The sequence below is a fragment of the Paenibacillus wulumuqiensis genome, assembly GCF_000971965.1.
Lineage (GTDB): Bacteria > Bacillota > Bacilli > Paenibacillales > Paenibacillaceae > Saccharibacillus > Saccharibacillus wulumuqiensis.
Genome location: NZ_LAQP01000015.1, coordinates 208600 through 232159, shown reverse-complemented (window position 1 = coordinate 232159; position 23560 = coordinate 208600). Strand labels below are relative to the sequence as shown.

The 23560-nt window shown below is 49.5% G+C and carries 22 protein-coding genes and 1 other annotated feature; of the genes, 15 read left to right on the top strand and 7 right to left on the bottom strand.

Features of this window, described 5'->3' with window-relative positions; translation table 11 throughout:
• Positions 1-4 precede the first annotated feature (4 nt).
• From WH45_RS18340 to WH45_RS18315, 5 genes are all read left to right on the top strand, one after another.
• Positions 5-652: a response regulator gene (locus tag WH45_RS18340; RefSeq protein ID WP_046215875.1), complete on the top strand. Its 648-nt coding sequence runs from the start codon at positions 5-7 to the stop codon at positions 650-652.
• A gap of 347 nt (positions 653-999) precedes the next feature.
• Positions 1000-2553 carry a glucose-6-phosphate dehydrogenase gene (zwf, locus tag WH45_RS18330; protein WP_046215873.1) on the top strand — a complete coding sequence of 518 codons (1554 nt, stop codon included), beginning with the start codon at positions 1000-1002 and terminating at the stop codon, positions 2551-2553.
• A gap of 263 nt (positions 2554-2816) precedes the next feature.
• The gene (locus WH45_RS18325; RefSeq protein WP_046215872.1) at positions 2817-4400 is read left to right on the top strand and encodes a peptide chain release factor 3; all 1584 of its coding nucleotides are present in this window, start codon (positions 2817-2819) and stop codon (positions 4398-4400) included.
• A gap of 179 nt (positions 4401-4579) precedes the next feature.
• Entirely contained in the window at positions 4580-5242 is a 663-nt protein-coding gene (locus tag WH45_RS18320) for a potassium channel family protein (RefSeq protein WP_046215871.1), read from the top strand.
• The gene (locus tag WH45_RS18315) at positions 5242-6033 is read left to right on the top strand and encodes a TrmH family RNA methyltransferase (protein ID WP_046215870.1); all 792 of its coding nucleotides are present in this window, start codon (positions 5242-5244) and stop codon (positions 6031-6033) included. Before WH45_RS18320 ends, WH45_RS18315 begins: the two co-directional genes overlap by 1 nt.
• Positions 6034-6293: 260 nt before the next feature.
• On the opposite strand, the gene WH45_RS18310 is transcribed toward WH45_RS18315, so the two are convergent.
• The gene (locus tag WH45_RS18310) at positions 6294-7520 is read right to left on the bottom strand and encodes a multidrug effflux MFS transporter (RefSeq protein WP_046215869.1); all 1227 of its coding nucleotides are present in this window, start codon (positions 7518-7520) and stop codon (positions 6294-6296) included.
• Between the two features lie 180 nt (positions 7521-7700).
• Here WH45_RS18310 and lipA point away from each other — a divergent pair, with 180 nt between their 5' ends.
• A complete protein-coding gene (gene lipA, locus WH45_RS18305; protein ID WP_082096939.1) occupies positions 7701-8594 on the top strand; it encodes a lipoyl synthase in 894 nt (297 codons plus the stop codon).
• A gap of 21 nt (positions 8595-8615) precedes the next feature.
• Positions 8616-9458, top strand: a complete 843-nt coding sequence (locus WH45_RS23230) for a YutD family protein (RefSeq protein ID WP_082096945.1) — start codon at positions 8616-8618, stop codon at positions 9456-9458.
• 266 nt (positions 9459-9724) lie between these two features.
• Here the strand turns inward: WH45_RS23230 and WH45_RS18295 are convergent, their stop codons facing one another.
• Positions 9725-10534: an NAD kinase gene (locus WH45_RS18295; RefSeq protein ID WP_046215868.1), complete on the bottom strand. Its 810-nt coding sequence runs from the start codon at positions 10532-10534 to the stop codon at positions 9725-9727.
• A gap of 614 nt (positions 10535-11148) precedes the next feature.
• Between WH45_RS18295 and WH45_RS18290 the strand changes: the two genes are divergently transcribed.
• The gene (locus WH45_RS18290; protein ID WP_152663591.1) at positions 11149-11526 is read left to right on the top strand and encodes a globin domain-containing protein; all 378 of its coding nucleotides are present in this window, start codon (positions 11149-11151) and stop codon (positions 11524-11526) included.
• 12 nt (positions 11527-11538) lie between these two features.
• Positions 11539-12258, top strand: a complete 720-nt coding sequence (locus tag WH45_RS18285; protein ID WP_046215866.1) for a DUF2225 domain-containing protein — start codon at positions 11539-11541, stop codon at positions 12256-12258.
• 179 nt (positions 12259-12437) lie between these two features.
• Here WH45_RS18285 and WH45_RS18280 read toward each other — a convergent pair whose 3' ends face one another.
• Together WH45_RS18280 and WH45_RS23225 are read right to left on the bottom strand one after the other, a co-directional pair.
• The gene (locus tag WH45_RS18280) at positions 12438-12668 is read right to left on the bottom strand and encodes a hypothetical protein (RefSeq protein ID WP_046215865.1); all 231 of its coding nucleotides are present in this window, start codon (positions 12666-12668) and stop codon (positions 12438-12440) included.
• Positions 12668-12820, bottom strand: coding sequence for a YycC family protein (locus tag WH45_RS23225; protein WP_082096937.1), 153 nt, complete (start codon positions 12818-12820; stop codon positions 12668-12670). Before WH45_RS23225 ends, WH45_RS18280 begins: the two co-directional genes overlap by 1 nt.
• A 309-nt stretch (positions 12821-13129) precedes the next feature.
• On the opposite strand from WH45_RS23225, the gene WH45_RS18275 reads away from it, so the two are divergent.
• Together WH45_RS18275 and WH45_RS18270 are read left to right on the top strand one after the other, a co-directional pair.
• Positions 13130-14935 (top strand): M3 family oligoendopeptidase, encoded by a 1806-nt coding sequence (locus WH45_RS18275; RefSeq protein WP_046215864.1) that lies wholly within the window; start codon positions 13130-13132, stop codon positions 14933-14935.
• A 288-nt stretch (positions 14936-15223) separates the two neighbouring features.
• Entirely contained in the window at positions 15224-15631 is a 408-nt protein-coding gene (locus tag WH45_RS18270) for a hypothetical protein (protein WP_046215863.1), read from the top strand.
• Positions 15632-15863: 232 nt separating this feature from the next.
• Here the strand turns inward: WH45_RS18270 and WH45_RS18265 are convergent, their stop codons facing one another.
• Positions 15864-16841 carry an aldose 1-epimerase gene (locus tag WH45_RS18265; RefSeq protein ID WP_046215862.1) on the bottom strand — a complete coding sequence of 326 codons (978 nt, stop codon included), beginning with the start codon at positions 16839-16841 and terminating at the stop codon, positions 15864-15866.
• 128 nt (positions 16842-16969) lie between these two features.
• Positions 16970-17235 (top strand) — a binding site (T-box leader).
• A 169-nt stretch (positions 17236-17404) separates the two neighbouring features.
• Between WH45_RS18265 and trpS the strand changes: the two genes are divergently transcribed.
• Entirely contained in the window at positions 17405-18394 is a 990-nt protein-coding gene (gene trpS, locus WH45_RS18260; protein ID WP_046215861.1) for a tryptophan--tRNA ligase, read from the top strand.
• A gap of 1 nt (position 18395) precedes the next feature.
• Here the strand turns inward: trpS and WH45_RS18255 are convergent, their stop codons facing one another.
• The gene (locus WH45_RS18255; RefSeq protein ID WP_046215860.1) at positions 18396-18581 is read right to left on the bottom strand and encodes a hypothetical protein; all 186 of its coding nucleotides are present in this window, start codon (positions 18579-18581) and stop codon (positions 18396-18398) included.
• Between the two features lie 388 nt (positions 18582-18969).
• On the opposite strand from WH45_RS18255, the gene WH45_RS18250 reads away from it, so the two are divergent.
• From WH45_RS18250 to WH45_RS18240, 3 genes are read left to right on the top strand one after another with little or no spacing between them, the layout of a single operon-like run.
• The gene (locus tag WH45_RS18250; RefSeq protein WP_046215859.1) at positions 18970-19974 is read left to right on the top strand and encodes a FecCD family ABC transporter permease; all 1005 of its coding nucleotides are present in this window, start codon (positions 18970-18972) and stop codon (positions 19972-19974) included.
• A complete protein-coding gene (locus tag WH45_RS18245) occupies positions 19975-20997 on the top strand; it encodes a FecCD family ABC transporter permease (protein WP_046215858.1) in 1023 nt (340 codons plus the stop codon).
• A 21-nt stretch (positions 20998-21018) separates the two neighbouring features.
• Positions 21019-21963 (top strand): ABC transporter substrate-binding protein, encoded by a 945-nt coding sequence (locus WH45_RS18240; protein ID WP_046215857.1) that lies wholly within the window; start codon positions 21019-21021, stop codon positions 21961-21963.
• Between the two features lie 499 nt (positions 21964-22462).
• Here the strand turns inward: WH45_RS18240 and WH45_RS18235 are convergent, their stop codons facing one another.
• Positions 22463-23458: a metal-dependent hydrolase gene (locus WH45_RS18235; RefSeq protein ID WP_046215856.1), complete on the bottom strand. Its 996-nt coding sequence runs from the start codon at positions 23456-23458 to the stop codon at positions 22463-22465.
• Positions 23459-23560: the final 102 nt, after the last annotated feature.

Here is a 23560-nt window from a genome sequence, read left to right as displayed (position 1 = left end):
TAGGATGGATAACAGTGAATTGATCAAGGTGCTGCTTGTGGATGATCATGAAATGGTGCGAATCGGTCTGGCTGCCGTACTGGATACGGAAGATGGTATTGAAGTCGTCGGGGAAGCGAGTAACGGTGCGGATGGTATCCGGCTCGCCCAGGAATACAATCCGGATGTCGTACTGATGGATCTGGTAATGGACGGAATGGATGGCATCGAAGCAACCCGCCGGGTACTGGAGATTCACCCGCAGTGCAAAGTCATCGTACTGACCAGTTATCTGGATGATGAGAAAATGTATCCGGTTATCGAAGCAGGTGCTTTTAGCTATTTGTTGAAAACATCACGGGCGAGCGAGATTGCCGATGCGATCCGGGCAGCAGCCAGAGGACAGTCTGTACTGGAATCCCAGGTAGCCTCCAAAATGATGAGCCGTTTCCGTGAACCGGTTGAACGTGCGCTTCATGAGCAGTTAACCGAACGGGAGATGGATGTACTGCGTCTGCTCGCTCAGGGTAAATCCAATCAGGATATTGCGGATGAGCTGATTATTGGGATTAAAACGGTCAAATTCCATGTAACCAATCTGCTGGCCAAGCTGGGTGTAGAAGATCGCACCCAGGCGGCTATTTATGCTTATAAAAATGGATTGGCGGAGTAGTCACATCTCTTCCATATGTTGATATGTTCATAAAAAACTTTGTTTATCATTTTTAGTTTTACCGGGTATAAGTACTTTTTATGTGTGGTTAGATGGCAGTGATCCGGGTAATTATGGTAAAATACGTTTGCCTGAAGGCGGATCTGCAAAGGTTTTTTCCCTGCAGAGCGGTCCGGGCAAGAAACAGTCGATCTGTAATTTGCCGGTTAAAAAGGGTCATTTGGGCTTTGCCGGTAATATCAGGTATACTGTCCGTATGGAACATCATGAGCATCATTCTACACAAGTGATTTTTGTCCAGCACCTGTTTGCGTAAAACAAAAATTTACATAGGAAGTGGAGGAGCCATGACAGATAACCCAATTGTTGAGACATTGCAGGCACCAAGCGCTGTATTTTTTATTTTCGGAGCCACTGGCGATCTGGCCAGTCGCAAGCTATTCCCCGCCATCTACAGCTTGTACCGTGAAGGAAAGCTGGCAGAGGATTTTGCGGTCATCGGTGTAGCTCGCCGTCCGCGTACGAACGAGGAATTCCGTGATAATGTGCATGAGTCGATTGATGAGTTCTGCCGCTATAAAATCCAGCCTGGTGAGGACTGGAACAAATTTGCGGAGCATTTTGAATATAAATCCCTGGATATTAATAATGTCGCGGGTTTCCGTGAACTGCGGGAGCAGACCGAAGCATTGGAGCAGAAATTCAGCATTCCTGGTAATCGCCTGTTCTTCCTGGCACTGGCACCGGAGCTGTTTGGCAGCGTATCACTGAATCTGCGTGAAGGCGGCATGATGGATGGACAGGGCTGGAACCGTCTGGTTATCGAGAAGCCGTTTGGCTATGATCTGGAATCGGCGCGCAAGCTCAATGCCGAACTGGCGCAAGTATTTGCAGAGGATGAGATTTTCCGGATTGACCACTATCTGGGTAAGGAAATGGTACAGAATATTGAGGTGATCCGGTTTGGCAATGCCTTTTTCGAGCCGCTCTGGAATAATCAGCATATAGCGAATGTGCAGATCACGCTCAGTGAAACTGTAGGCGTCGAAGAGCGTGGAGGCTATTATGATCATTCCGGAGCGCTGCGGGATATGGGTCAGAACCATATGCTGCAGATGCTGGCCATGATCGCCATGGAACCGCCAAGCCGTCTGATGCCGGAAGATATCCATGATGAGAAAGTAAAAGTACTGCGCTCCCTGCGGCCTTATCTGACAGCAGAAGAAGTTGATAAAAATGTGGTGCGTGCCCAGTACACAGCCGGTTCCGCTAAAGGCAAGGAATTGCCGGGCTACCGTGAAGAAGATAAGGTAGATCCCGAATCGAATACAGAAACGTATTTCTCGGCGAAAGTATTGGTAGATAATTTCCGCTGGGCGGGTGTACCTTTCTATATCCGAACAGGCAAGCGTCTGCCGGTAAAAACAACGGAAATTATCGTTGAGTTCAAACGCATGCCGACCAATGTATATCTGGGGCAGCGTCATAACTTGGAGCCCAATCTGCTCGTCATCCGGGTCAATCCGATGGAAGGCATTTATATCAAGATCAATGCCAAAAAGCCGGGTTCCGATTCGGAAATTCAGCCGCTGGCGATGGAATTTTGCCAAAGCTGCATGATCGGCATCAACTCGCCGGAAGCGTACGAGCGTCTGCTGGAAGATGCGGCGCAGGGCGATTCGACCTACTTTACCCGCTGGGATGAAGTGGCTGCAGCTTGGAGCTTTATCGATCATATTGATCAGGCCTGGAAACAGCATCCATCAGATGTAAAAACCTATCCAGCCGGCTCCTGGGGACCGGAAGAGACACATCAGCTGCTCCAGCGGGATGGATTTCACTGGTGGCCTGTCAATGGACAGGATGAAGATGACGTGATCTGGCAGGCGAACAGCCGCTAAGGTTAAGCATAATCAATTGCAATAACACTATTCTGTGCGGACAACACATAGGAATAGTCACCATACACCTATTTATTATCCGACTGTGGTAAACTGTCTATAATTGTAGTGATATGTATGGACACTCCAGTGTGGATGGAATACAATAAAAGAAGCGTCTTTTATCGAATAAACACTCTTATGTTGGCATGACATAAGAGTGTTTTTGCTGTGGATATGCTACAATAAGTACAGTCTATTCAAGTGATGAAGGGAAAATGATAATGAGTAAAATGATAGATAAAGAACTACAGCAGGAAGTCGACAAACGCAGAACGTTTGCGATTATCTCTCACCCGGATGCGGGTAAAACGACTTTGACGGAGAAGCTGCTGCTGTTTGGTGGTGCCATTCGTCTGGCTGGAACAGTCAAAGCGCGTAAAGCAAGCAAACACGCCACAAGTGACTGGATGGAAATTGAAAAGCAGCGTGGTATCTCGGTTACTTCTTCCGTTATGCAATTTGATTATAATGGTCACCGGATCAACATTCTGGATACACCGGGTCACCAGGATTTCAGTGAGGACACCTACCGTACATTGACTGCAGCAGATGCGGCAGTCATGCTGATTGACGTAGCCAAAGGGGTCGAGGCACAGACAATCAAATTGTTCCAGGTCTGTGCACAGCGCGGCATTCCTATTTTTACATTTATCAACAAACTCGACCGTGAAGGACGCAGTCCATTCGATCTGATGGAAGAGCTGGAGCAGGTACTGGGTATTCGCTCGGTGCCGATGAACTGGCCTATCGGAATGGGGCGCGAACTGTGCGGTGTATATGACCGGATGAAGAGTCAGGTTGAACTGTTCCAGGGAGACGATCATTCCACAATCGAAGTGACAAAGGTAGAAGATTACCGTGACCCGATCATCAAAGAGATGGCTGGTGATTTCCTGTATGAGCAGCTCACTCAGGATATCGAACTGCTCGATGTGGCAGGCGATCCTTTTGATTATGAAAAAGTACTCAAGGGTGAACTGACTCCGATTTTCTTCGGCAGTGCGATCAATAACTTTGGACTGCAGACATTCCTGGAGAACTTCCTGGAACTGGCACCGAAGCCGGAACCGCGCCGCAGTACAGCAGGGCTGATTGAACCGACTAACGAGAAATTCAGTGGATATGTGTTCAAAATTCAGGCGAATATGAACCCGGCTCACCGTGACCGGATTGCCTTCCTGCGTGTCGTATCCGGCAAGTTTGAACGCGGTATGAGCGTTAAGCATGTACGCGTCGGCAAAGATATCAAACTGGCTCAGCCGCAGCAGTTCCTCGCACAGGATCGTGATATCGTACAGACAGCTTATCCGGGCGATATCGTCGGTCTGTTCGATCCAGGCATTTTCCGTATCGGGGATTCTCTGAGTGAAGGCAGCAGCATTGTTTTTGACGAGCTGCCTACTTTCTCTCCGGAGATCTTTGCCAAAGTGACTGCCAAGAATGCTCTGAAATACAAGCAGTATCAAAAAGGAATCGATCAGCTGACCGAAGAAGGTACCATCCAGGTATTTAACACCGTCAGCTTTGATGATACGATTCTGGGCGTGGTCGGACAGCTGCAGTTCGAGGTATTCGAATACCGGATGAAAAATGAGTATGGCGTGGATGTCCAGCTGCAGCGGATGCCATTCCAGTTTGCACGCTGGATCGTCGCCGACAATCTGGATCCATCCAAGTTCCGGATCAACTCGACACTGGTTAAGGATAAAAAAGGCAACCATGTTGTACTGTTCGAAAATGAATATGCCATGCGTACAGCCGTAGAGAAAAATCCGGATGCGCAGTTCCTGCAGACCGCTCCATAAAAAAGCCAATCATGTATTAATACAAGTTGAATATGCAGATTGTTGAATACAGAAGATATTCCTATTCAGCAATCTGCATTTGTTTATGGCATCTGTTACAATTTAAACGAATAATAGTCAGCGAATGTAGATAACTGTAGTGGATATTGGTATTTTAATGAATGTGCTGGAGGTAGATTATGGCTAGAAGGCAGTATGCGGTTATTGGAATCGGCCGTTTTGGTTCCAGTATTGCAAAGACACTGAGTGAAATGGGATTTGACGTATTGGCGATCGATTCAGATGAACATCGCGTACAGGAAGTGTCCCATATTGCAACACAGGCGGTAGTCGCGGATTCGACGGATGAGGAAGCGCTGCGGGCGCTCGGTCTGCGTAATTTTGACGTGGTTGTGGTAGCGATTGGTGAAGATATTCAGGCGAGCATCCTGACGACACTCATTTTGAAAGAAATGGAGATTCCGATGATTCTGGTCAAAGCGCAGAATGAGCTGCACGGCAAAGTGGTACAGCGGATCGGAGCAGACAAAGTCATTTTCCCGGAGCGGGATATGGGGGTTCGCGTAGCTCATCATCTGACCTCACCGAATGTGCTGGATTATATTGAGCTGTCCGACGATTACAGTATTGTCGAAATGAGAGCGACCGACTCCATGGTCGGTCATAACCTGATCGAGCTGAACATCCGGGCCCGCTACAGCTGCAACGTAATGGCAATCAAGCGTAATAGTCATATGAATATCGCGCCGGCGCCGGAAGAGCGGCTCAAAGCCGAGGATATACTGGTCATTGTCGGCCAAAAGCACGATCTGATCAAAATGGAAATGGATCTGGAAAACTAATGGAAATTCTATCGACGCAAAATGCACGTGTAAAAGAGTGGGCCCAACTGCTGGAGAAAAAGCACCGGGACAAGCAGGAAAAGTTCATTATCGAAGGCATTCATCTGGTCAGCGAAGCACTGCGCAGCGACTGGGATATTCAGTATATCGTCTATGATACGGAGAAAGGAATACCGGCAGAGCTGCAGGCGGATATCGCTTCGTATTCAGGCGGAGCCCAGTATGTAGCCGTCTCAGAGGCGGTGCTGGCCAAATGTACAGATACCCGGACCCCGCAGCCGGTATTTGCAATTGTATACAAGCGCAATGCGCTGCTGCAATCGATTCTGGCAGAGCCGAAAGGTATCGTAATCGTGCTGGATGGTGTGCAGGACCCAGGCAATGTTGGCACGATTATCCGCAGTGCGGATGCTTCGGGAGCGGCAGGTGTAATACTTGGACAAGGCTGTGCCGATCTGTACAATCCCAAAACGATTCGTTCCACGATGGGTTCCTTGTTCCATCTGCCGGTACTGGAAGGCAATCTGCAGGATATCCTGCCTGCTGCCAAAGAGCAGGGCGCTGTGCTGCTGAGCACGTCGCTGCAGGCGGAGAAGTCATGCTATACGTATGATTTTGGCAGTGGCGCCTGGATTGTAATTGGCAATGAGGGGAAAGGGATCTCCGAGTCTACAGCAGCGATGGTGGACGAGCATATCCTGATCCCGATGCAGGGACAGGCCGAATCACTGAACGCGGCGATGGCCTCGACAATTTTGTTATTTGAGGCGATGCGTCAGCGAGGACTGTAGAATAACCACTGTGCCAATATTTTAAAATAAAAGACACCGCAGAAACAGAGGAATATTCTTCTGTCTCTACGGTGTTTTTTATTTTACCGGTTATTCATATCCAGCCGCACCAGCAGTTATGAAGCAGCATTATATTCAATCCGGATCAACGTGCTGGTGCTATCCTGTCTTATTCACTGCTTGCATCAGCATACATTGCCTACTGTATGCTTACGGCTGGTACCAGCGGTGCCGCTTGCTTGCTTATGCCAGCAGACAGCTTACTGCTGCTGACGTCGAACCAGGACGACAAAGCTCAGTACAGCCAGCACTTCCGCGCCAAAGATCACCAGGCTCATGGGTACCGCGGTCAAGCCGCTGCCGAGGCCGACAAGAGGTGAAGCCGCGCCGCCGAGCAGCAGTGGCAGCAGTCCCAGCAGCGCAGATGCACTACCTGCCGAACTGCCCTGGCTCTGCATCGCCAGCGAGGTGGAAGTGGCCCCTACCGAACCGACACACGATACGACCAGGAACAGCATCACAGCAATCGGAATTAACCCACCGCCTGCAAAAGCAATAACAAGCAGCAGCAGCGAAGCGATAAAGGCAATCACAAGACTGATCCGCAGCAGCCGGTATTCGCCGTATTTGCCGGACAGTCGGCCCGCAAGCTGGGCAAAGATAACGATACCCACCCCATTAATGGCAAAAAACAGACTGAATCCCTGTGCGGAAACGCTGAAAATATCCTGCACAACAAAAGGCGATCCGGCGATATAGGCAAACATGGCAGCGGTTATAAAAGCCTGCGAGAGGGCAAAGCCGATAAAAGCACGATCCCGAATCAGCCGGCCGAATGTACGCAGTGTATTGCCCAATCCGCCGCTGACTTTACGTTCCGGGGAAAGCGTCTCCGGCAGCCCAAACAGCACCATAATGAACATAATCGCGCCAATCGCAGCAAGCACGATAAATACACCCTGCCACGGTACAAATTTGAGCAGCAGTCCGCCAATAATCGGCGCTGCAATCGGTGCAACTCCATTTATGAGCATCAGCAGCGAAAAGAAGCGGGTCAGTTCATGACCGGAGTACAGATCGCGCACAACCGCACGCGAAATGACAATGCCCGCGGCCCCTGTCACTCCCTGGATAAAGCGGAGCAGGATCAGCATCCATATATTGCCTGTCAGTGCACAGAGCAGCGAAGACACAGCGTAGAGCATTAATGAAATAATCAGCGGTGTACGGCGTCCTTTGACATCGCTGAGCGGACCTACAATAAGCTGTCCGAAGGCCAGACCGAGCAGACAGGCTGTCAGGCTGAGCTGGGCGAGCGAAGCATTGGTCTGCAGATGCTCGGCAAGTGTAGGCAGCGCAGGCAGATACATATCAATCGATAAAGGAGCAAAAGCCGATAGGGAGCCCAGAATCAGGGCAATCCACAGACGCCGGGATTTGGTCAGGCCCGCGGCAGTCAGAGGGCTGGGTGAAGCAGATTTGTTCATATACAGAAATCGTCCTTTCCAAAAAAACATTTCGTTGTCTATGCAACAACTTACAGTGTATACGATCATGGAGAATGAAGAAAGCAAAGATTTCAGCCTCATGCATTTCGTGTTATAATGTATCCCAATGATCAATAAATCCTGAAAGACAATACAACCGAGGAAGGTAGGTCAAACATCTTGTCTACAAAAGCTAAGCAACCGAAGCCCGAATGGATCAAAATCAAGATGACCAACAACGAAAACTATCAGGAAATCAAGAGCATGATGCGCTCCAAAACACTGCATACGGTGTGTGAAGAAGCACGCTGCCCGAACATCTACGAATGTTGGGCCAATCGTACTGCAACGTTTATGATACTGGGAGATATTTGTACACGCGCTTGTCGTTTTTGCGCTGTCAATACGGGAATGCCGACGGAGCTTGATTTGCAAGAGCCAGAACGGGTAGCGGAAGCCGCTGAGAAGATGGGCCTGAATCATTGTGTTATTACGAGTGTGGCCCGCGATGATCTGAAAGATGGAGGCGCAACCATTTTCGCGGAAACTATCCGTGCAATGCGCAAGCGTCTTCCACTCTGTAGTGTGGAAGTACTGATTCCCGATTTTATGGGAGATATTGATTCCCTCAAAATCGTTATGGATGCCAAGCCGGATATTCTTAATCATAATATTGAGACCGTGGAACGAATGTCTGACCGTGTCAGAGCAAGAGCCAAGTATCCACGGTCCATGGAACTGCTGCGCAATTCCAAACAACTTCAACCAGACATCCCAACCAAATCCAGTATCATGCTGGGCGTAGGCGAAGAGTGGGATGAGATTCTACAAGCAATGGATGATCTTCGTGCGGTAGATTGCGATATTCTGACACTGGGGCAGTATTTGCAGCCAAGTCCCAAGCACTTGAACGTGGCTCGATACTATACTCCGGAAGAATTCGCGATTCTCAAAGAAGAAGGACTCAAACGCGGATTCAGTCATGTGGAGTCCGGTCCGCTGGTCCGCAGTTCTTATCATGCGCATGAACAGGTGAAATCCGCATCCAAGTCGAAGGAAGCTTCGACCGTTTAATTGCTGAAAGGCGGGGAAAACTTGATTCAGATTGGTGGCAAAACTTACGAACTTATCAAAGAACACCGGGACGGATGGAACGTAGAAGTATTCCGTGACCGCTTTAGTGAAGTGCTGGACCGGTATGATTATATTCTGGGGGACTGGGGATACAACCAGCTGCGCCTCAAAGGATTTTACCGTGATGGTCATCCCAAAGCGGGCAAGGATACATCGCTATCCAGCATGACCGAATATATTAATGAATACTGCAACTTTGGCTGTGCCTATTTTGTACTCCAGAAGGTAAAAGATACCGGCAATCCGCCTAAATCTGCTGCCGAAGGGGAAAAAGCCGAGAAGCCGGATAAGCCGTCCAGAGGACATGGCTCACGCAAGGAACGGCAGGACAAGCATAATAAAACCGATAAAACCGCATCAGCGGACAGCGGTTCCCGATCCAAAGGCAACGGAGGGTCCAAGTCTGCAGGAGAGACGAAAGTCGCTTCACAGCAGTCAGCTGCTGCAGCCAAATCGGCAGCACAAGCAGGGGGAACCAAAGTCTCTCCATCACAGTCACCAGCCGAGGCTAAACCGGCAGTGCAGCCGGTAGTGGAGAGTCATGTCTCACCTTCACAGGTGCCAGCTGGGGTTAAAACGTCAGTACCGCCAGGAGAGGACACCAAAGTCTCACCACCGCAGCCGTCAACTGAGGTTAAGCCGACAGCAGGACAACCGGTGTTGGATACCAACAGCTCCTCATCACAATCGGCAGTTGGAACAACACCAACGCCGACAGGAGAGACGCAAATGACATCACCGCTGCCAAAGGAACCAAACCGTACTGCTGAGAATCATGAGGAAACGTCACAGCGGCCGGAATAACTCGGCTGCTGAAAGAATGCAGAATTCCATGGAAATGGATCTATTCCGACTCTTCCCGTGCATACAGAGTGCAGTTGGTATCTTGCACATGAAAGCAGTAGGATGGATAAAATACAAAAAAAGCTGACTTCTTTTACGAAGTCAGCTTTTTTGTTCTGTCTGCTAAGAGCATATCCAGCATAGTCATCTTTGTAACGATAGAACGATTGAAGCAGGATATAAAAGAAAAGCACACTCTTACTCGCTCTCCGTTCGTCCTGGGGCTATCAGCCGAGGAAAGATTGTCTGACCCGGTTCCAGAACGGATACGGGCGGTATCGGGCAAAGCTGACGCGTACTTTGGACACCTGGCAGCGGATAGAGATCAGATCATCAATCGACAGATTCAGGTGGTCAATCGTCAGCTGCAGGCGCTGCTGCTTACGGGAATGAATATCACAGTGATGGTGCTTGGGCAGCATCATGGATGAACCCAGTGTACGATAGACCCGATTGTTGATCGAGGCGATTTCTGCGATCTGCAGTGCTTCGATGGTGGGATGCACCATCGCCCCGCCAAGCGCTTTGTTATAGGCAGTACTTCCGGATGGCGTCGAGATGCAGATGCCGTCACCGCGGAACATTTCAAAAATCTCGTCATTAATATCGACCTGGGCGACTACGGTTGTACCGTCTACCCCTTTGAGTGTAAACTCGTTCAGAGCCGTGTAATGAGACGTACCGCTCTTGGTGTTGATCTCCAGATCCACAAGCGGGTATTTGACGATCTTGGGATGGTGTTCCATGCTGTCGCCGGACTCACCTGCCATAAATTTGACCAGTTCCTCCAGTTCATCGGCTTTCCAGTCTGCATAGAAGCCCAGATGTCCGGTATGAATACCGACAAAGGCAAGGTCAGGAATATGATCAATAAAAGTATGGAAAGCGTGCAGCATCGTACCGTCTCCACCGATAGAGACGACAATTTCAGGTGATTCCGCATCGAGTTCAAAACCGTACTTGGCAGCCAGCTTATGGAATCGTTCACTAAGTTCAATGGATAATTGGTCTCCGCGATCAAGTACATAGTATCTCAAGTTAAGGAAGCTCCTTTGTCCAATATGGTTAACCTACTCACTTTTGATGATAATCAATTCTTACAGGGAACACAATGTTTTACTGAATAATTAACCGGAAAACCAGATAGTTACGTAAGCGCAATATAAACGCAACAATGCACCGTTTTGTAAAGAGCCTGTAATCTAATTGTTAAAGAGAACGCTTACAAAAAGGGTCCTATTTCATATTGGGTGTGGTAAAATAAAGACAAGAATAAAACGTACCTCTCGTCGGAAGTCAACATAACTTTGAGAAACGGAGTGATCAAGATGAGTGTAAGTATTATATCCGGTCTTGTTGTATGTGCGTTTGTGTATGTCATCCGATCCTCTTTTACACATCCTGGTGAAGAAGACGGAAGCATGTACTGACAGTTTCGACACTTTAACCTAACTTAATTTCTACTCATATATCCATTTTCCGCTGCAAAAGGCGTGAAATGGCAGGGAGCGCTAAATTCACTTTAGCGTTCTTTTTTATTGCATCCATATCCGGATGGCTAACATTAGGGAAATTATCCCCCCTTCATTCAAGTACCCATCCAACTATGTTATAATTTTGGCAATGACGCATGGAAAGTTGGCGATTCACTGTGAAATTTGATCAATCCATTTACGAACTGCTTGGCGGAGATGAAGGTCTTCGTCGTCTGGTTGAAGCATTTTATCCGAAAGTTCAGCGTGATCCGTTAATTGGTCCTTTATTTCCGGAAAATATTGATCCGGTAATGGAAAAGCAATATATGTTTTTATCACAGTTTTTTGGCGGTCCGCCGCTGTTCTCGGAAAAGCATGGTCATCCGATGATGAGAGCAAGGCATATGCCGTTTCCGATTACGCATGAAAAAGCGGATGCCTGGCTGGCCTGCATGAATGAAGCATTGACTGATATTGGGGTGGAGGACGAACTGCGTGTCTTTATCATAGACCGTCTGTCCGGCCCGGCCCACCACTTTGTAAATACAAATTGATGTTGGGGGAAGATGGATCAGATGGGGGAGTCACTGGAACTAGAACCGTTATATCAGATAACGGTAAATTGTCCGCAATGCGAGGAGGACTTTAAAACAAGTCGGGTTCGTCCAAGCATGAAGCGCGCAGTACGGCGGGATTCCGATTTCTGTGCTTATTACCAGCATGAGAATCCGGATTATTATGTAGTGCGGATATGCCCGCACTGCGGATTCGCCTCGACCGAGAATTCTGTTGCCAAGCTGAGCAATGAACAGAAACAAAAATATATGAAGCAGATCGGCAGCCGTGTCGCCAAGCGCGATATGGGCGGGAAGCGTACGGGAGAACAGGCACTGGAAGCTTACAAACTCGCACTAATGTGTGCACAGACGGTAGGGGACCGTGAACGTATCGTGGCCAGCTTTTTGCATCATATTGCCTGGCTGTATCGATACAATGGAGAGATCGAACAGGAACTGCGTTTTATCCGTTACTGTCTGGAATCGTACATCCGTGTCTTTGAGCTGGAGAGCGTCAGCGGCAGTGATGCCAAGCTGATGTATCTGATTGGAGAACTGCATCGTCGTCTGGGAGAATTTAATGATGCGGTGAAATGGTTCTCGCGTGTCATTAACGATCAGCACATTACCGATTCGGCGATGATCCGAGCTTCGCGGGAGCAGTGGGTTGTACTGCGGGAACAGATGCTGTCCAAAAATATCGATCTGCCGGAAGAGATGCAGCAGTAAGGCAAATCAAATCGATGAGGATACAAAAAAAAGGAGCCACTCCATCAGAGGGCTCCTTTTTTTGATGACTGATTGGACAGAATGTACAGTATCATATCGTCTCACTAATATGATTACAACAGAAGTATACACATTACAGCAGCTGTCTATCATACATGTGACTGCGGGAACTGCGTTGCTTAGCGCAGCACCGTATCGGTCAGCAGATAATCCGAATCACTGTCCAGCAGGGTCACCCGGTTGCTGCAGCAAGGGAAGACCAGCAGTTTCTTTTTGCCATTATGAATGGTTGCCAGCTCTTTGGGACGAATCGGCAGCAGCACATTGGCAGTCTGGCAGAAAGGACATTCCTGAATATATACATCGTTCATTACAATATCGTAAGGCCAGGCCTGATTAAATGGAATCATTATTCATTGCCGCCCTTTGACTCATCCTTGGCGAGTTCGGCCAGCTTTTGCATCAGGATGTGCTGTGGCATATGCATGAGCTGCTCCAGAGGAACATTAAGCTTCTCGGCCAGTTTGACAGCCGTATCCGCAGAAATCTGTAGTGGTCGCATCAAAGGCTCCCTCCTCATTACAAAATAGTATTGAATTAGAGTATACTATAGTTATACCCTCTTGGCGATGATACTGCTGCATCCGGCCCCGAGGAAGTTAGCAGCAGCCTGACATTACGGCTCCCGACAGCTCCATGAATGGGGTCATTCGTCCATCACAAGAAATTGAACATACATAGGGATGAACGGTCTGGCCTTTCACGCAGCAGAGGAATGCTGGATATTATGCACTGCTGCAAACTGTAATTAACCACTGGTCATATTCATATTCTGTCTGCATGCAGACCTACACAGAAAGGTGATGTCAACATGAACCATCCGCTGAATCCTACCTGGAACCTGGAACCTATTTTTGCAGGAGGCTCCACTTCGGAACAATTACAAGTGTTTTTGGGCAAGCTGACAGAAGACATCGATCGGTTGGCGTCCGAGCTGAAGCAGCAGAAGGCTCCGCAGCAGGTAGAAGAGACACAGAACTTTGATACACTGCTGGAGCAGCTGCAGGATACACGCATTCGCCTACGTGAAGCGGGATCATTTGCCGGCTGTCTGACCGCCCAGGATCAGAGCGACAAACAGGCGACCCGTTTATCCGCTGCATTATCCGACCTATCGGCCAATCTGCAGGCATTATTCGTACAGTTCCAGAGTATTCTGGTGGATACGTCCGATGAGGTATTCGCTGGCTGGATCGAACGTCCACAGGTAGCATCGGTCGCCTTTTACCTGAATGAGATCCGTGCGGTTGCCCGTGAGAAGATGTCTCCTGAGCTGGAGAGTCTGGCACTGGGACTCGCGGTAGACGGCTACCATGGTTGGAGCGACTTTTATGATACGATTGTCAGCCATGTGCGTATTCCATTTGAACAAAATGGAGAGACCGTGATGCTGTCGGCAGGCCAGGCCGCCAATAAGATGAGCGACCGGGACCGCAATATTCGTGAAGAGATATTCCGGAAATGGGAAGAAGCATGGACAGGCGTGGAGGACTTTTGTGCGGATACACTGAACCATATTGGCGGCTTCCGTCTGAAGCTCTACGACCGCCGCGGCTGGGACAGTGTACTGAAGGAACCGCTCGCGATCAACCGGATGTCCCAGCAGACGCTCGATACGATGTGGGATGTTATTGTCAAAAATAAACCGGTATTCGTCTCCTATCTGGAGCGCAAGGCACAGGTACTGGGCGTGGACCGACTGAGCTGGAATGATGTCGAGGCACCGATCGGCAATGTGGACAGCACATTGAGTTATGATGATGCGGCTGATCTGATCGTGGAGCAGTTCCGCAAGTTTAATCCGGAGATGGCTGACTTTGCCGCCCAGGCTTTTGAGAAGCGTTGGATTGAAGCGGAAGATCGTGCCGGCAAGCGTCCGGGCGGATTCTGTACCTCCCTGCCGCTGAGCAAGGAGACACGTATTTTTATGACCTACAGCGGTACGGCTTCCAATGTATCGACATTGGCTCATGAGCTGGGACATGGTTATCATCAGCATGTGATGAATGATCTGCCGGCATTCAGCCAGCAGTATGCGATGAATGTCGCCGAGACGGCATCGACCTTTGCCGAGATGATCGTCGCGGATTCCCTGGTAAAAGAAGCGAAGAGCGAGGAAGAGAAGCTGTCCCTGCTGGAAGATAAAATCCAGCGCAGCATTGCATTCTTCATGAACATCCATGCCCGCTTCCTGTTCGAGACACGATTCTACGAACAGCGCCGCTCCGGCATGGTTGGCAGTGAAGAACTGAGCCAGTTGATGGAAGAAGCGCAGCGTGAAGCCTTCTGTGATACGCTGTCGTCCTACCATCCGCACTTCTGGGCATCCAAGCTGCATTTCTACAAAACAGGTGTGCCGTTCTACAACTTCCCGTATACATTCGGTTATCTGTTCAGTACAGGCATCTATGCGCTCGCTCAGCGTGAAGGCGCAGGATTCGCCGCCAAGTATGATGCACTGCTGCAGGATACTGGACGGATGACTGTCGAGGAACTCGCACAGAAGCATCTGGGCGTTGACCTGACCCAGCCGGAATTCTGGCAGGGAGCGGTGGATGTCGGTATAGCAGATGTACAGCTGTTCCTAGAAATGACAGCTTCCTATGCACGTTCCTGATCAGGGACAAAGAATAACAGCAGCCTTTTCCATATTCCGCACAGGAGATGGAGAAGGCTGTTTTTGTTCAATTGTTTCCTTCAAAAAGTAAAAAAAGAGGAAAGTAAATTCATTATATAAAAGGGAACATAAAAATAAGGTTACTTAGTAGTTAAAGGAATTTCGTGTCGAATAATGGTTCTTAATACCTAATTTTACATCTATGACTTGATAGATCGTAACAATCGACATATAATGAGTCTTAAGTCCTGATTACATGGGACTAGGGGGAGAAAGGAAGGGGAACATATGCCTAAAAATGATCTGGTTTCTCTGGCGAGACAACTTGATATCGTCTTTAAGGAGCTTGAGAATGAATTATCCTGTCTGGATTCGGGGACGGTATTTATTCAGATCCGCAATAACATGATTGGAAAGTTTGGCATTAAGCACAATCCGATTGCTGGTAGAGAGGGAGAGTGGAGTGGTCCTGAAGAGGGATTGAGTGCGATTCAGATCAAATCGTTTCGCCAAATGGCAATTGAATCGCTAAAATTCAAAAACCATTGGACGCATGGGGAAATCAGCTATGAATTTGCAGTGCGCAAAGGGCTGATCGCAGTCGACACGGTGATTGAATCGAACTACAACATGGCTAACCACATGATTCGCTATCCAAGAGCTACATACAGCGATACTAACGCAGAATTATCGTAAAGTCATGAGAATGATCTGCAAGCAGCAATGTACCGTTTGGTTTTCGAAAAAGTAGCAAGAAGCAATAACACCGCCATTGTACCTGAACAGGCATCATGTTTACTGCCATTATACGTTTATATTATATTATTCCATTTGGCTCGATTGAGCCGCATACCCGGTGTACTGGGATGGAACAATGGCAAAAAGGGCTTCCCGATTGGGAGGCCCTTTTTTATAATTTTATGTTAGATTACAGCATGGTAGATTTCTCGACCACATCCAGCTGCAGACTCAGCTCAACCGGTTCACCGGGATGAAGTTCAATCAGGCCGGTAAACTGCGGTGGATGCGAAGAGTTGGGAGCATCCGGCAGACTGGTATACGGCTCGATGCAAAGAAACTGGTCGCTCTCGCCTTTGGTATACAATACCCAGTATTTGAAATAATCCGGATCTGCCGAATAGCGCAGACCGTAGCCATCATCACGCTTCAGCTCGGCGCTCACCGGACGTTTGTCACCGATGCGCAGCAGGTTATCCCAGTTGCGGTTAGCCATGTTCATGCCGGTATTCAGTTCTTCCCATTCATCCAGCGGAACCACCTCACCGGTCGGAATCTGCTCTTCGTCCTGAAGCAACTGGTCACTGACCGGAATCTTGAGCGTCCAGCGTTCCGGCTCGCCATCCAGCAGGAACCAGGTATGCAGTCCAAATCCAAATGGAGCGGAATGTTCACCCAGATTGGTAATTTTGAGCCGCTGCATTAGGGAAGTCCCCTGCAGCTGCAGCGTCATTTCCAGTTTGAGTGGTGTCGGATACTGTCTGATCCAATTGGGATCATCCGCTGTCAGCAGCTCGGTAACGATCTGGCACCCGGCATCATTCTCATCGATATCAGATATGCGCCACGGCTGGGTACGATGCAGGCCATGGATATGATTATTATTGGCGGTATTCTGGTCAAACTGGTACTCCACACCATCATATTCAAAATGCCCGCGGCGAATCCGGCCAGGCGGCATCAGCATAGGCATGCCGAAGTGGTACGGCTTTTGCAGATAAAAATCAAGCTCGCTTTCTTCCGGCCGGCGGAGAATCTCGCGGTTCTCCTGCAGGTCGCGTATACCGATAACATTGTTGCCGAGCTTGGGCAGCAGCGTGACTTCGAGCTGCTTGCTTTTCAAAATGTACGTCTCGTATTTATTCCAGGTTCCTTTGGTCACTTTCATTGCGCTGCTCCTTCCTGATCTTTCAGAACAAATGGGAGTGAGGATAATACAGTTATCATACCAGATTTTACGGATAAAAAGGAATTTGACATTTAAGGAATTGGGAATTATGATGAGTGCAAGATACTGGGAATACGATGATAGAGAGTAGTAGGCAGAAGAATGCTTCTCCAGAAAGCCGGTGGATGATGCGAACCGGTGAAGATGGTCTGCTGAATGGACTCAGGAGTGCCTGGCTGAAATGGACATCTGCGGATGATTCCGGATTAGGCGGGCCGGTTGTTCACCGTTAACGGAACGCAGATAAGGCCGGATTCGATCCGTGCTGTAGTGATTGCGCTGCAGCCAGCGATACCGGTAAATGAGGGTGGCACCACGGTCACACGTCCCTTGCAGGATGTGTGGCCTTTTTGCGTTCCGTAATACAGCCACAGTATAGCCGCACAAAGTCACAGCCGGCTCTGCCGCAGATGATTGCCATGGCAGAGCGGATAAATATGCTTTGCTGAAGTCACTATTTATAAAGTATCCCCATGCATCATTACTTTGAGGAGGAATTATCGATGAAAACTGTATTATCCGGCATTCAGCCGAGCGGTCTATTGACCATCGGTAACTATATCGGCGCGATCAAGAACTTTGTGGAACTGCAAAATGAGTACAATTGCTACTTTATGGTGGTGGATCTGCATGCGATCACAGTCGCCCAGGACCCCGAGGCACTGCGCGAAGCTTCCGAATCGGTAGCTGCTCTGTATCTGGCGGCAGGACTGAACCCGTCCAAAGCGAATATTTTCCTGCAATCCCATGTACCGCAGCATGCAGAGCTCGGATGGATCATGACAACACTCGCTTCGATGGGTGAACTGGAGCGTATGACCCAGTTCAAGGATAAATCGGCAGGCAAAGAAAATGTAGGCGCCGGACTGTTTGTCTACCCGGCACTGATGGCAGCTGATATTCTGATGTACAATGCAGACGTCGTGCCGGTTGGCGATGACCAGAAGCAGCATCTGGAGCTGACCCGCGATCTGGCGGCACGTTTCAACCACCGATTCGGTGAATTCTTTACACTGCCGGAGCCATATATCCCGGAAGTTGGTGCACGCATCATGTCCCTGGATGATGGCACGAAAAAAATGAGCAAAAGCAACCCGAACACAGGCAGCTATATTGCTCTGCTCGATCCGCCGGATGTCATTCGCAAAAAAATCAGCCGGGCGACAACGGATTCCGGACGTGAAGTACAATATGATCCGGCCAATAAACCGGAAGTCAGCAATCTGATGACCATTTATTCGCAGTTCTCGGGAATGTCACTGGCACAGGTAGCGGAGAAATTCGAAGGCCAGATGTACGGCCCGTTCAAAAAGGATCTGGCAGAAGTGGTAGTAGCCGGATTGGAGCCGCTGCAGCAGCGGTATCAGGAGATTCGTCAGACCGGTGAGGTCCGTGATATTCTCCGCCAGGGTGCACAAAACGCACAGGCCGCAGCGGAGAAAATTCTAACCGGAGTCAAAGATAAAATGGGATTCCTGCCTAAAGGATTCTGATTCAGGCCGGATAGTTGCTGCTGCGGCGCTCACGCTTGGCTTTGATGACAAAGCCCCAGCCGATATTGGCGACGCCCAGTACACCGAGCAGTACAGCGAGCCATGCGGAATGGGAAATGGCGATCGCACAGAGCAGCAGCAGCATGATGGAAGAAACGGCGAACCATAGGGAAAGACCTTTACTCATGGGGATAACAGCCTCCTGAAAAATAGAATTAGTGATATGGAATGAATGGGTTATAGGTGATGTAAGCGTATAACAATGTTCTATATCTATTGTGCCTGACAGCGAAGCATGGGTCAAGCGAATCTGCCGGAGGATTCCATATTCCGGACGTATATCTTCTTCAAAAAAAATGTTTTATGCAAGCCTTTCTCCAGACATGGAAGATGTTGTGTCCAATCGATACAATGATGCTTTTGTGTATGGAGAAAGGCTTTTTTATTATTGGATCTCCTGCACATTGTCAGTGATCGCCATTCTTGCCTTTAATTATGCATAGGTCGGAAAATGAAGCTATGCTATACTGATAATGATTATCAATATTAATTAAAGAAGACGGGAATGGACAATTATGTTATTTGGCAGACAACTGCGAATCGGAATCTGGCTTCTGGCTGCGGCGGTAGGATTGCTGCTGTCGATATTTTTGGCTGTATCCTATGGAGCGAAAGAGCTGACGCTGGCTGCAGTCTGGTCTGCTGTATGGCATTATAATCCGGACCTAACGGCTCATCAGATTGTGCATGATCTGCGGCTGCCGCGTGTACTTGGTGCAGTCGTAACCGGCATGGCATTTGGCGCGGCGGGTGCGATGATGCAGGGAGTTACGCGCAATCCGATGGCGGATACCGGCATTCTGGGCATTAATGCAGGTTCGGCCGCCGTAGTGGCGCTGAGCTTTGCTTTTCTTCCGCAGATCTCGTATTCGAGATTGATGCTGCTCTCCTTTGCCGGGGCAGCGCTGGCTACACTGCTGATTGTGCTGCTTGGCTCGGCGACGCCTGGAGGGCTGACCTCGATGAAGCTGACGATTGCCGGAGCGGTCATTGCGGCGATGCTGCACTCTTTCAGTACCGGGGTAGCCATTTATTTTGACCTGAGTCAGGACCTGGCGTTCTGGTATGCCGGTGGGGTAAGTGGAGTCACCTGGGCACAGCTGAAGCTGATGACGCCTGTTATTATGCTGGCGATCATGTGGGCGATGCTGCTGGGACGTCCGATTACCTTTTTGTCCCTGGGAGATGAATCGGCGGTCAATCTGGGCATAAATGTTCGTTACATACGTGTGATGGCTCTGACGGTTGTTGTTATTCTGGCGGGAGTCTCGGTATCTGCCGCCGGTTCGATCAGTTTCGTCGGACTGGTGGTACCTCATATGGCACGCCGCCTGATCGGAGTCGATTACCGGGCGGTCATTCCGCTGTCTGCATTGCTGGGGGCGGTTTTACTGGTATGGGCTGACTTTGCTTCACGGATGGTACAGCCGCCGAGAGAGTTCGCGATTGGAGCGATGGTCGCTATAGTGGGCGTTCCGTTCTTCCTGTATCTGGCACGCCGGGAAGGGAGAGAGCTGTAAATGAATATCCATCATATCCGGCTGCAGCGGGCGCGCCGTGCCTGGCTGGTGAGTATGATTCTGCTGCTGATCGCCGTAATCGCTATTCTGATCAGTCTGAATACTGGTACGATCCGGCTCTCTCCGCTGCGGGTACTGTATACACTGCTCGGGCTGGGTACCCGGCAGGAGCATATGATTATGTTCGATTATCGTCTGCCGCGTATTGTAATTACGATTCTGGCTGGAGCGGGTATCGCGGTCGCAGGAGCCATACTGCAGGGGACGTCACGCAATTCGCTGGCAGATCCGGGTGTACTCGGTATTCACGCGGGGGCAGGGCTCGGCTTGATTATTTTCGTGTCCTTTTTCCGTACGATGGAAGGATCGGTATCTGTACTGATTCCGCTGTTTACCTTTACCGGTGGTGTAGTGACTGCGCTGATCATTTTCCTGCTGTCCTACGATCGTCAGCGGGGGATACTGCCGATTCGGATGATCCTGGTCGGTATTGCGATATCGGCCGGAATCAGCGCAGTCACACTGCTGCTGTCGTTAAAGCTGGATGAGGATACTTATACCTTTACAGCGACATGGCTGGCTGGCAGTGTGTGGGCGAGAGACTGGATTCATGTATGGACGCTGCTGCCCTGGATTGTGCTGATCCTGCCCTGGGTGTACTGGCGTTCCCGTTATCTGGATCTGTTCACGCTCGGGGATGAGCTGGCTTCCGGTATAGGCAGTCAGGTGAACCGGAGCCGAATCAGTCTGATGTTGCTCGCGGTTGCGCTGTCCTCGGCCAGTGTGGCGATGGTCGGCTCGATCGGATTTATCGGGCTGATCGCTCCGCATATGGCCAGGCAGCTGGCGGGAGCGCAGCACCGTTACTTTTTACCTGCGGCTGCACTGCTCGGTGTTGTGATTCTGCTGGCTGCAGACACCGTGGGACGCTCGATTTTTCAGCCGAATGCTGTTCCGGCCGGTGTAGTGGTAGCTGCGATTGGCGGGCCTTATTTTCTGTATTTATTGTTTAAAAAGTATTGATTCATGTGGAGGTAAAAATAGATGTTCAGAAAAATGCATTTCATTGTTATGGTAGGTATGATGATGGCGCTGCTGGCTGGCTGCGGACAACCGGCAGCTGGACCCGCAGATACAGCTAAAGCCAGCGGGTCGGTCAAAACGGAGAATGGAGTCATTACTCACGATGCCAGTGCACGTGTAGCGTCGATGTCGATCCATATTACGAATAATCTGCTGGCTCTCGGCATCAAGCCGGTCGGTTCGGTCGTCGGCGGAGATGTAAAGGATTTTCTGCCGCACGTAGCCGACCAGCTGCAGGGAACAACCCGTTTGGGTGCGGTCGCTGATCCGGATATGGAGGCACTGCTCGCTCTGCAGCCGGACGTCATTTACATTGATAAAGAATATTCCGGCAAAGACCTGGCCAAGTTCGAAGCGATCGCGCCAACGATCGTCATTAACATGGACCAAGGCACCTGGCAGGATCATCTGAAGCAGATCGCCGAACACGTAGGGCGCACCCAGCAGGCTGATGAATTTATCCAGACCTATGAGGCCAAGGCGGCTAAAGTCAGCGAAATGATTCACGCCAAATTGGGTGCTGATGCCAAAGTAATGGCAATCCGTGCCACAGCCAAGGAACTGCGTGTCATGAGTACAGGCAGACCACTGGGGCCGATCATGTACAACGATCTGAAGCTCCAGCCCGCCGATGGCGTAGCGGATATTGCAGCCGATGAGCCATTTTCCGTCATTTCCAAAGAAGTGCTGCCGGATTACCATGCCGATGCCATCTTCGTCATTATCAGTAAAGGCAGTGAAGCCCAGGCTACATTCGACGCCCTCGAATCCAACCCGGTGTGGCAGAATCTCAAAGCAGTGAAGGAAAAGCATGTATACATGCTGGATGGTCAGAAATGGCTGGATTACTCTTCACTCGGCCATAGCATGGCGCTGGATGATGCCGAACAGTTATTTGCCAAATAATCAGTAAAGAACTTGCTTTATCCAAATTCCGCTAGTTGATTAGGCAGTTAGCAAGAGAAACTGGAAGTACCCTTACAACATTAAAATAGCTCAAAATGCAAAAAGATGTACTTTATATGGAGTTGGTAAATAATGCCATATGTACGGAACGCAAGAAAGGAAATAAGGGAACTGGACGACCTTTAAGCCTGGAGATTCCCCTTTTTGATCTAACTGTTCAGGAATTCCAGGCTTAACCGGAGTCCAGTCCCTTATTCCTTTCTGGAGTGAATGAAGCAAATGCAGCCAATTATGCATTCACTCCCCATTATGCGTCGCATTCAAAATAGCTAACTCAAAAAGCCCCTGCTTGCCTTATACTGTATCCAGATGAACTCCATCTGATCGTATAGAGAAAAGCAGGGGCTTTATTCAGTTCATTTGGCAAATTATACTGTGTGTATCACAGATATACTGTTCACTGAGCATATCTTACTCCAGGTCTGCATATGCCGCTTACTCAGCTCATATGCAGACTAATGCGGTCGTTCATCTTGTCCGGACTCAGCCAGCCCACATAGGAATCGATGGCGTTAAAATTCTCATCCATAACGACCACAGCGACGAACGGATACTGGCGACGATGGCGATAGCGTACATCGGCCCAGCGTACAATATAACCGTTGGATGTCTTCTCGACCTCGGATACGGTATAGGAAGAGAAATAAAGCAGCGCACGAATATCACGATGATTGCGCGAAGCTTCGATTGCCGGATGGCTCATCGACTGGATGGAATCAATCCAGATCAGTTTGTCCGGGCTGTACCAGCCGATCCGGTAGCTGCCGTCTTTTTTGGCATGCACGACATGCCAGCGGCGCAGGGAAATGGTAGGGATAAGCACATAGTGACCGTCCGGCTCTGGAGAGCGGCCATCCTCAATATCCATTTGCTCGACTTTGCGTGTCAGATACCAGTGGGTCAGTGTGCGCCATACATAATAGACGGCAATGACCGCATACAGGGTAACGAACAGCGGAGCCGGAGCTACCAGTCCGGTGAGCCACAGCAGCAGCGCTATGATATGGGTCCCGAAAATAAACGGATCAAAAATATTGATAATGTTCCAGGAGATCCAGGTCTCGCTGAATGGCCGCACCGCCTGGGTGCCGTACGTATTAAACAGGTCCGTAAAAACATGCAATCCCACCGCTACGGCTGTCCACAGCAGAATATGCCAGAAGCCTTCCTGATGCAGCAGCAGCGAAGTGAATCCGCTGATCAGTGCAATCCATAGTGCCATAAATGGCAGTGAGTGGGTGATACCTCTATGATTGCGCACATAGGTCGCGTTATCTTTCAGTCGTAAAATGGTGTCGGAATCCGGCGCCTGGGAGCCGATAATGGTCGCGACCATAACGGCAATAGCGAGCCGTGGATCGGAAGCGACAACAGGGTCCACATAGGCAAGTCCGGCAAGTCCAAAACCCATGGCAAAATGGGTGGCAGTATCCATTCGGTATTCTCTCCTTATGACTTTCAGGATGTCTCTATTCATGAGGAATAGGAGGGCTGGCATAACAGAAGCAGCGTCGTCGCTGCCTGGTTGATTTCTTTC